Source organism: Streptomyces sp. S3(2020), assembly GCF_013044505.1.
Classification (GTDB): domain Bacteria; phylum Actinomycetota; class Actinomycetes; order Streptomycetales; family Streptomycetaceae; genus Streptomyces.
In genome coordinates, this window is the sequence record NZ_JABERD010000296.1 from 1 (window position 1) to 9,337 (window position 9,337).

General features: G+C 71.5%; 6 protein-coding genes. All 6 read right to left on the reverse strand.

Going from position 1 to position 9,337, the window contains the following annotated elements; genetic code table 11:
- Positions 1 to 138: 138 nt before the first annotated feature.
- The gene (locus HLK59_RS45210) at positions 139 to 1,485 is read right to left on the reverse strand and encodes a VWA domain-containing protein (RefSeq protein ID WP_171147496.1); all 1,347 of its coding nucleotides are present in this window, start codon (positions 1,483 to 1,485) and stop codon (positions 139 to 141) included.
- 100 nt (positions 1,486 to 1,585) lie between these two features.
- Positions 1,586 to 2,881 (reverse strand): PP2C family serine/threonine-protein phosphatase, encoded by a 1,296-nt coding sequence (locus tag HLK59_RS45215; protein ID WP_171147497.1) that lies wholly within the window; start codon positions 2,879 to 2,881, stop codon positions 1,586 to 1,588.
- Entirely contained in the window at positions 2,882 to 5,410 is a 2,529-nt protein-coding gene (locus HLK59_RS45220; RefSeq protein WP_171147498.1) for a serine/threonine-protein kinase, read from the reverse strand. It abuts the gene before it with no gap.
- Positions 5,407 to 6,741, reverse strand: coding sequence for a hypothetical protein (locus HLK59_RS45225; protein ID WP_171147499.1), 1,335 nt, complete (start codon positions 6,739 to 6,741; stop codon positions 5,407 to 5,409). Before HLK59_RS45225 ends, HLK59_RS45220 begins: the two co-directional genes overlap by 4 nt.
- Before the next feature lie 80 nt (positions 6,742 to 6,821).
- Positions 6,822 to 7,838, reverse strand: a complete 1,017-nt coding sequence (locus tag HLK59_RS45230) for a glutamate ABC transporter substrate-binding protein (protein WP_171147500.1) — start codon at positions 7,836 to 7,838, stop codon at positions 6,822 to 6,824.
- 149 nt (positions 7,839 to 7,987) lie between these two features.
- Positions 7,988 to 9,337: hypothetical protein (locus tag HLK59_RS45235; RefSeq protein ID WP_240983020.1), on the reverse strand; the 1,350-nt coding region annotated here is incomplete at its 5' end.

Genomic DNA, 9,337 nt, shown 5'->3' on the forward strand with positions numbered 1-9,337 from the left:
ATATGTGTATAAGAGCCAGCCCGCAGACCTCGCACCAGTCGTCGGAACCCGACTGGTGTCCGTTCGGGCAGGTCGGCATGTCGGCGCGTCCCCCTCTCCTTCTCTGTCCTACCAGGGTCCTGCTAGGTCATTTCTCAGTCACTTCTTTACACGAACAGTCTTTGTGGACCGCGTCTCGAGAGTCATCTCGTCCGCTTCCGCGACCTTCGCCTTCAACCGCACAGTACCTGTCGCGGCATCGACCACGTCCACCACCTTCGCAAGCAGTTTCGCAGTATCGGCGTTCCCGGAGGCACTCGCGAGCTGAACGGCCCGGCCCAGTTTGGCCGTTGCTCCATCCATATCGCCCGCTTTGCGAAGATCGAGGCCTTGTTGGATGACTTGTGCCAGTTCGGCCTGCCCGGTGTAGTGGGCGACCTGAGGGTTGATCGACGTCGAGGCGACCATGTCGTCGGTCCACACGGCCCGTACGAGACCCTGCGCGCCCAAGTTCTGCGCGGTGCCGTCGGGTTGGGGGACGACCAGGGAGACCCGGGCGGCCAGCATCTCCTGGCCGAGGTCGGCGCCCGGGACCTCCACGCACAGGTGGTAGTCACGGGACTCGTCTCCCCAGGAACCGGTGGGGTAGTCCCCGGCACGCGGGCCGGCCTCGGTGCGGCGGTCGGTCAGCTCCACGACGGTCGGGGCGACCTGCTTGACGAACTTGATGGTGGTGCCGACCGGTGTCCACACCCGCAGGGAGACGTCCGCGACCTCCTTGCCCATCGCCGTCTCCATCATCTGTGTGAAGTCGGCGGCGAGAGCGGCCGGGTCGGCAACGATGTCCGCGGTGCCGAGCAGGGCCGTGGCGATCCCTGTGACTTCACTCACTTCCCAGTCGGTGCCCACGCCCCGGGCGTCACAGGTGAAGCGTCCGGCGCAGGCGTCGAGGGAGGCCTTGAGGTCCTGAGGCGACTCGTGTTCGTTGCGGCCGTCGGTGAGCAGGATGCCGTGCCGGATCGCGACGTCCGCCGAGGACAGCAGCCGGTCGGCGAGCCGCAGCCAGGTGCCGATGGCGGTGCCGCCGCCCGCGCTGAGCTTGCGCAGGGCCTGCTTGGCCTGGTCACGGGTGGTGGCGTCGGCGACCGCGAGCCGGCCCCCGCCCGGGTACACCTCCCTGGCCACGTGCGTGCCGCCGATCACCGCGAAGTGCACCCCGTCACGCAGGGTGTCGATGGCGGCGGCGGTCGCGTCCCGCGCGTTGCGCATCTTGGTCGGCGGATAGTCCATCGACCCCGAACAGTCGACCATGATCGCCACGGCCGCGTCCGGGCCCTGCCCCGCCGTGTACAGATGCGGTGCCGCGACGGCGCTGCCGACCGTGCCGCCGCCGGTCGCGGTCACCGTGACGATGCCGTTGACCTCGCGGCCGCCTTCCGGCAGGTACTCGTTCTGGTACACGTCCATCGAGAACTGCGGCACGTTCGACTTCGAGAAATTGGCCATGCCTGCTGAATCCCCCTCGCAGACCCCACGGTTGTCGTGAGGTGATGACTGTGTGCGGGCCGGTCCCCTCCGGTCCGCTGAGACGTCCCCGTAATCGGCCTCAGGCCGATCCTGCCCCCTGCGAAGGGGCGGGGAACGGCACGACGGCCACTGTTACGTTGTCGTGGCCCCCGCCGTCCAGCGCGTGACCGACGAGCACCTGTGCGCTGTGCAGCGGACGCACCGCCGCGTCGAGCGGCACGGCCTCGGCCATCTCCTGCGCCGCCTCGGCGTAGTTCCACAGTCCGTCGCTGCACACCACCACTACACCCGCACGGTCCGGCTTGAAGGAAGCGGTGTGCGGCTCCAGTTCGTACGCGTCCGCGCCGAGCCAGCCGGTGATCGCGTGGGCGCGCTCGTCGGCGTAGGCCTCCGCCTCGTTCATCAGACCCGCGGCGACCATCTGCGCGGCCCACGAGTCGTCCTCGGTGAGCCGGGCCGGCAGTGCGCCGCGGTCGACCGGGACCCAGTAGGCGCGGCTGTCGCCGACCCAGCCGATGACCAGCAGCCCCGACGTCACGATCGCACCGACGATGGTGCAGGCCGGGGCGTTCTGGTGCGGGGCGTGCTCACGGGCCGTCGCCGGTTCCGCGGCCAGCGAGTTGACCGCGCGCGAGGCGGCGACGATCGCGTCGTGCATGGCCTGCTGCGGGTGGGTGCCGCGCGGCAGGGCGGCGAGCAGCGCCTCGCTCGCCGCGCGGGACGCGGCCAGGGAGGCGTCGTCGGGGCGGGTCGCCGAGGAGACGCCGTCGCAGACGATCGCCACGGCGACGGGCTGCCCGTCGGGCAGGGTGGCGTTGCCGATGGCGAACGCGTCCTCGTTGCGGTGGTGGCGCAGGCCCCGGTCGCTGACCGCCGCGATCGGGCCGGACTCCTGCTCCATGTGGTCGCGTTCGCGTGGCTGGGCGTGGCCGCAGTTCTCGCAGTAGCCGTCGAGGTCGACCCGGCCCGCACGGCAGGCGACGCACACCTTGGCGCCCTCCGCCGTGGCCGGCGCCTCCTGGGCGACGCGCGGGTCGGGCGCCTGGAGCGGGTACTCGTCGGGCTCCGGCGGGCGGTCGAAACGCACGCCGGTGACGGGGGAGACCGGGGAGCCGGTGGGCGGGAGCTCATGGGCACCCGCCGCGGGCGCGGCCGGCGGGGTGTCGGAACCGGCCGGCTCGGAGGTCACCGGCCAGGCGGCCCCCGCGGCCGGACCCGCGCCGTTGACGACGAGCGTCGGATCGTCGTCGGGCGGGGCGGGCACGGCGGACAGGTCGTATCCGCACGCACCGCAGAAGCGGTCACCCGACTCGAGGGGTTCCTCGCAGATCGGGCACCTCGACAGGGCGATCGGCTGGGGCATCTGCGACATCAACTACACCCACGTCCGGGGGCGGTAACGATTGGCACGTTCCACCAGGTCGATCCTCTCCTCGCCGCCTCGGGCCAGCCGGGCCAGCGTGCGGTACGAACGCTCCAGGCCGAAGCGGAGTCCCCGCTCCTCCAGTTCGCTGCCGAGCAGTACCCGGCGTGCGGACGGTGCGGCGCCCTGGCCACCGGAGAGTATCCAGTCGAGCGCGGAGCCGAGGACTTCCGCGGACAACTGCTCCCGGCGCGCCGGATCCAGCCCGTACGCGTCCAGCGCCTCGACCTGTCCCGCGGCCGCGGTCAGGTCGTCCAGGAACGGTACGTCACCGGCGGCCGCCGTGCGTCCGCGCAGCCGCGCCCGTACGGCGGCCACGCGGGCGCCCGTGTAGTGGATGGACGACTCCGGCACCGACTCCAGTGTCCCCACGGCGCTGGGACGGTCCCCGCTCGCGAGCTGGACGCGGGCCAGACCGAAGGCGGCGCTGACATAGCTGGGGTCGGTCGACCACACGAGACGGTAGTACTCGGCCGCGTTGTCGAGCTGCCCCAGCACCTCCGCGCACAGGCCAAGCGCCAGCTTCGGCGCGGGCTCGCCCGGGAAGGCGTCGTAGATCGCGTCGAAGGCGAGCGCGGCCGCCTCGTGATCGCCGGTGACGAGCGAGGCGACACCGCGGTACCAGACCACCCGCCAGTCGTCGGGCCGCTCCTCCTCCAGGTGCCGCAGGGCCTCCAGCGCGGTGTGGGCGTCCCCGTTCTCCAGCCACGCCCGGATCTGCCGCAGCCGGGTCTCGACGGAGGGCGCGGGCGCGGCGGCGAGCGCCCCGAGCAGCTCGGCGGCCGCGGTGGCCATCAGCCCGGCGAGGAACCCGGCGTTGGGATCGGCGGGGTCGACCCGGGGCACCGGCAGGGCCAGCGCCGCGGCCGGGGTCCCCACCGTCTTGACGAGGGAGTCCGTGCTGCCGAGCGTCGGGATCACACCACCGCCGGCCGAGAGCCGCGGAAGAGGCGAAGAGGAACGGCGTCGGGTGACGACCGCCCGCGCCCCCAACCGGGACACCTCGCCGTCCAGCTTCGGGAACAACTCCGTGTCCGTCACCCGCAGTTCGGGACCGAACAGCGTCGACAGCGCCGGCCGGGCACGCCCCGTCTGGAGGGACACCACCTCCCGCAGCACACCCGTCAGCTGCTCGGCCATCTCCTGCGCGGAGGCGAACCGGCGGGCCGGGTCCGGGTCGGTCGCGCGGACCAGCAGCCGGTAGAACGACTCGTACTGGCGGAAGACCTCGATGTTGTCGGGGTCCGGCAGCGAGTCCACGAAGACGTTCGTGTAGCCCTGGAAGTCGAAGGCGAGGACCGCGAGCGTCCGCGCCACCGTGTACAGGTCGGAGGCCACCGACGGGCCGACCTCCGCCACCTCCGGCGCCTGGTAGCCCACCGTGCCGTAGATGGCCGACTCGTCGTCGTCCATCCTGCGCACCGCGCCCATGTCGATGAGCTTGAGCTGGTCCTCGGTCTGGATGGCGTTGTCGACCTTGAAGTCGCAGTACAGCAGATTGCGGCTGTGCAGATGGCCGAGGGCCTCCAGCGCCTCGATGCCGTACGCGCAGGCCTGCTCCACCGGTAGCGGGTCGCGCTTGCCGGCGGGGGTGCGGCGGTCGTTGGCGATCTCCTTCAGCGACTTGCCGCCGACGTACTCCATGACGATGTAGCCGTCGAGCGAGCCGGTGCGCTGGTCGAGGTGCTCGACGAAGTTGTAGATCCGCACGATGTTGGAGTGCTCGATCTCCGCGAGGAAACGCCGCTCGGAGATCGCGGCGGCCATCGCGTCCTGGTCGCCGGTGTCCAGCAGACCCTTCAGCACCACCCAGCGGTCCGACACCGCGCGGTCCACCGCGAGATAGACCCAGCCCAGACCGCCGTGCGCCAGACAGCCCACGACCTCGTACTGGCCGTGCACGATGTCACCCGCGTCGAGCTTCGGGACGAAGGAGTACGGGTTGCCGCACTTCGTGCAGAAGCCCTCGGTGCGGCCCTGGCGCTCCCCGCGGGAGCGACCCACCTGCGCCCCGCAGTCCGAGCGGGAGCAGAACCGCTTGCGTTCGGGGACCTCGGGGTTCTCCAGGACCATCGCGCGCGGGTCGGGCCGCGGCACGTCCGGGACCTGGACCAGGCCCACGCCGAGCCGGCCGCGGGCGCTGGTGTTGGTGCTGGAACCGGAGCTGCGCACCGACACCGAGCGGCCCGTCGTACGGCCCGACAGGGCGCGCGAGAGGCGCCCCGACACCGAGCGCCGGGACTTCGACGACTGCGACGACGTACGGGAACTGGCGCGGGTGCCGGCGCGCGAACCGCTGCTGCCGGAACCACGGGAGCCCTTGCCGCCGCCGGTGATGCCGGTCGGCGGGGAACCCACCATGCCCTTCGACGACACCACCGGTGCGAGACCGCAGGTGTCGCAGTACAGTTCGCCGCCGCCCACGTCCTCGTACGAACCGCCGCAGCCGGGCCGCTGACAGGTCTGCTGTGCCTCACTCATGACTGGGCCTCCCCCCTACGGTCCTCGGGCCCGCTCTGCTCCGGCACCCGCGGGGTGCGGAACAGATCGGCGGCCGCCTGCTGGTAGCGCAGGACGGCCTGTTCGGCGACGCGCAGATCGCAGGGCGCGCTCCACAGCATGCGGCGCGCCGCGTCGTACCGCTCGATGAGGAACGGATCCTCGGCGAGGCCGTGCCGGGCGACCTTCGCCTTGTACGCGTCGAGGCGGCCGCGCAGCTCCGCGCGGACCGCCAGTGGCTGGGTGACCGAGGTCAACGACTCGCGGGCACGCAGCAGTTCGTCCTCCGCCTTCTGCTCCAGGGACTCCAGGAGCGGTGACAGGCGGTGCCACTGGGCCTGTCTGCGGTACTCGGCGGCCGTCGCCAGCTGTTCCTGGAGCACGGTCGGCGGACCGCTGACGACCGGCACCTCGGTGGCGGCGATCTTCGCGAGCACCTCGCCGCGCGCGGTGCGGGCCTCGGCGAGGGTGCGGTCCGCGCGGGACAGCACGTCACGCAGTCTCAGCAGGCGCTGCTCGGCGTCCTGGCGCACCGTCAGCACCGCGTCGATCTCCCGGCGCACATCCTCCAGGGCGCGTGCCTCACGGTCGTACACCGTGGTGTCGGGCCGGCCGCCGCCCGGCGCCGAACTCCCCTGTGTGGGCAGCCAGTACGCCAGCGGGTCCGAGACCACCTGCTCCCGCAGCCGCGTCAGCGTGCGCGTGATGCGCTCCAGGTCGTCGCCGGCCGGGTGCTCGCCCGGGCGCACGCCGACGGAGTGCGCGAGCTTGCGGGTGCGCTGGAGCTCCGCGGCCAGTAAATCTATCCGCGCGGGCAGCGCCGACCACACCGCGTCGGAGGCGACGACCATGTCGAGGCTCGTCGCGTACAGCTCGTTCATCCGGTCGACCAGTGCCACCAGGCTGAACTGCTCGCTCAGCTTCCCCGAACTGCCGTGCAGGGTCGGCGCGTTGGCCGTCGCCGTGGTGCTGCCGGCCACCGTGACCGACTCGCCGCGCAGCAGCTCGGTCAGCTCCGCCAGATCGCCCTGGCTGGACCAGCGGCGCCGGGACCTGATCTCCCGGGCGCTGCGCAAGGCATCCGTGTACGCGTCGAAGTACGCCCACAGCAGCGTGATCGACGCCTCCGCGGACGTCCAGCGGTCCTTGGTGACACCCGTGAGCGCGGCGCCCTCGAGCAGTCTGCGGCCCGAGTGGTCCTGCAGGGCGAGGAGTGAGGTCTCGATCGCCTCGTACTCCGCGCCGAGCCGCGCCAGCGCACGGTCCACCTCGTCCCGGTCCATCACCGGCCCGGGGGGTCCCGTGACGCCCATCGATCACCTCTCGCTGCTGGGTTGTCGGGGTTGGGGGTTCGCGTTCCTGACGGTTCGCGTCGTGGGTGGTGCGCTCCGCGTCAGCTCTTGCGCAGGTACTCCGGAGCCGGTGGCTCGGACTTCGCCGAGTCCGTTCCCAGTGTCGCCGACAGCCATTTGTCGTACGACGCCTGCCAGCCGTTCGCGGTGTCCTTGCGGTAGTCCACCAGGATCTGGTTGACCCGGCGTACCAGATCGTCGGCGTCGAGCTTCATCGCCACGCCGTAGTACTCGGTGGTGAAGGGGGCGTCGCCCTTGAGCTCGACCGTCGGGTCCTGCGCGGCCTGGCTCGCGGCGAGCGCGCCGTCGGTGACCACGGCGTCGACCTCACCGAGCTGGATCCGCACCAGGCAGTCGAGTTGGTTGGGGACGACGACCGTGGTGATGTCGGTGGTCTTGGGAAGCTTCCCGGTCTCCTGGCGAGTGGTGAGCTCGGAGTTGGCCGTCGAACCCGCCGCCGTGCAGACCTTCTTGTCGGCGAGGGTGTCGTCGGGGCCCGTGATCGGCGAGGACTTGGGGGCGAGGACCTGCTGGCCCGTCTTGAAGTACGGGGCGGAGAAGGCCACATCGGACAGCCGGTCGCAGTTGATGGTCATGGTGCGGACCACCATGTCGACCCGGCCCGCCTGGATCGCCGGTATGCGCTGGCTGGTGGGGATCGCCTTGAACAGCACGGCGTTCGGGTCGCCCAGGATCTCCTGCGCGATCCGGTGCACCAGGTCGATGTCGAAGCCCTCCAGCGTGTTGCCGCCCTCGTCGTTGTTGGGGTCGCGGTAGCCCCAGCGGTAGCTGTTCTGGTCGACTCCGACGATCAGCTTGCGCTTCTCGCCCTCGCGGGCCTTGATCTTCTTGATGGTGTCGCCGTCCGCGCTCGACGGGGACAGCGTCTGCTTCTCCGGGGCCTTCTTGATCTGCGGGTCGTCGCAGGGTTCGGCCTCGGCCTTGGCCTGGACGCCGCGGGCCACCCCCGGGCCGCCGGTGCTCTCGCCCTCGCCGGACGACTGGGTCAGCGGCAGCAGCAGGGCGAAGACGACCGCGAGGGCACAGACGGCCGCCATCGCGGCGACCCCGCCCCAGCCCTTCAGACCGGACCGCAGTGCCCGCACAGGCCGTGTACGTCGCACATGTGGTGCTCGCAGTTCCTGCTGTGCCTGCTGTGCCTGCTGTGCCTGCTGTGCCTGCTGTGCCTTCATCGGGGTGCCCCCTCTCACCGGTACTCCGACAACCTGCGGCCGATGCCGAGGACCGCGCCGGCCGCGCCCAGGACGGCGAGCACCGCGGCACCCACCGGGAGCCCCGTCATCGCGCCCAGACCGTCGCCGGCCGCCTGCTCGAACTCGGTCTCCTCGTGCGCGAGCGCCTTTTCGAGATTGTCGTCGACGCTGTCGAAGCACTCGCCCGTCGAGCCCTTGGGGCCGATGACCTGTTCCAGCGCCTCTTCGTAGTTGCCGAACTCGTCCTGTTTGCGGGCGGCGGCGTGCCGATCGATCCACACCGTCATGTTGCCCTCGGCGGCCGTGACCGGCCGCTTGCCGGAGCCGTCGTCGGCGAGCTTCGCCGCCTCCGCCAGGCCCTTGCCGAGGTTCTTCATGTCGGTGTCGAAGTCGTAGTCGTAGGTGTCCACGGTCACCTCTTCGCCCTTGGCGTCCTTGACCTTCTTCGTCTCGGCGCCGCGGGCCACCAGGGTCAGGTTCTCGTTGCCGCGCGCCTTCAGGGAGGCGATGCGGGCGTCGTGCAGCACGTTGAGCGAGCGGACGCCGTGGTCGTAGGAGTCGTTCAGGCCCGAGCGCGCGACGCTGTGGCCCACGACGAGCCACAGCAGGACGACCGTCGCGGTGGCCGTCGCGGCCACCAGACCGTGGTTCATGAGGCGGTTGGTGCGCTGGTAGTTGCGGTGCTGGGCCCAGGCCAGCCCGGCCAGCGCGAGGACGCCGAGGCCTATCGCGGCCCAGGGATAGGGCGTCGCGTCGGCGTAGTCGGCGCGCAGCCGCTCGTTCTCCTTCTTGTACAGGTCCTCGGCCGCCGGGAGCATGTCCTTCTGCATCGTCTCGTTGGCGAAGCGCAGCCAGGCGCCGCCGACCGGGAAGCCCTGGCGGTTGTTGGTCCGTGCGCGCTCCACGTAGCCCTTGTACTGCGGCAGCAGACGGTTGAGCTCGGAGACGGTCGCGGCGGCGGCGGAGCCGGGGTCGGAGTTCGCGGCGGCCTTGACGAGGCCGGCCGCGGCCCGGTCGATGTCCTTCTCGTAGCGCTCGCGGGACTCGGCCGTCTCCTGGCCGCCCGCCAGGAAGTTGCTGGAGGCGGTGGTGTTGGCGTCGGCGAGGCTGCGGTAGATGTCGGCGGCGGCGCTGCTGAGCGGCTGGCTCTTGTTGAGGACGTCGTCGGCGGCCGCCGCGCGGTCCGTCATCTGCCAGGCGGTGACCGCGCCGAAGGCCACCACGAGGGCGGCCAGGAAGGCGCCGATGATGCGCAGCCGGCCGGGTTCGGTGGTGGCCGCGGCGCGCAGCCGGTCGACGCCCTCGGCGAACGCGGTGCGGCCACCACCGAACCCGGCCGGCTG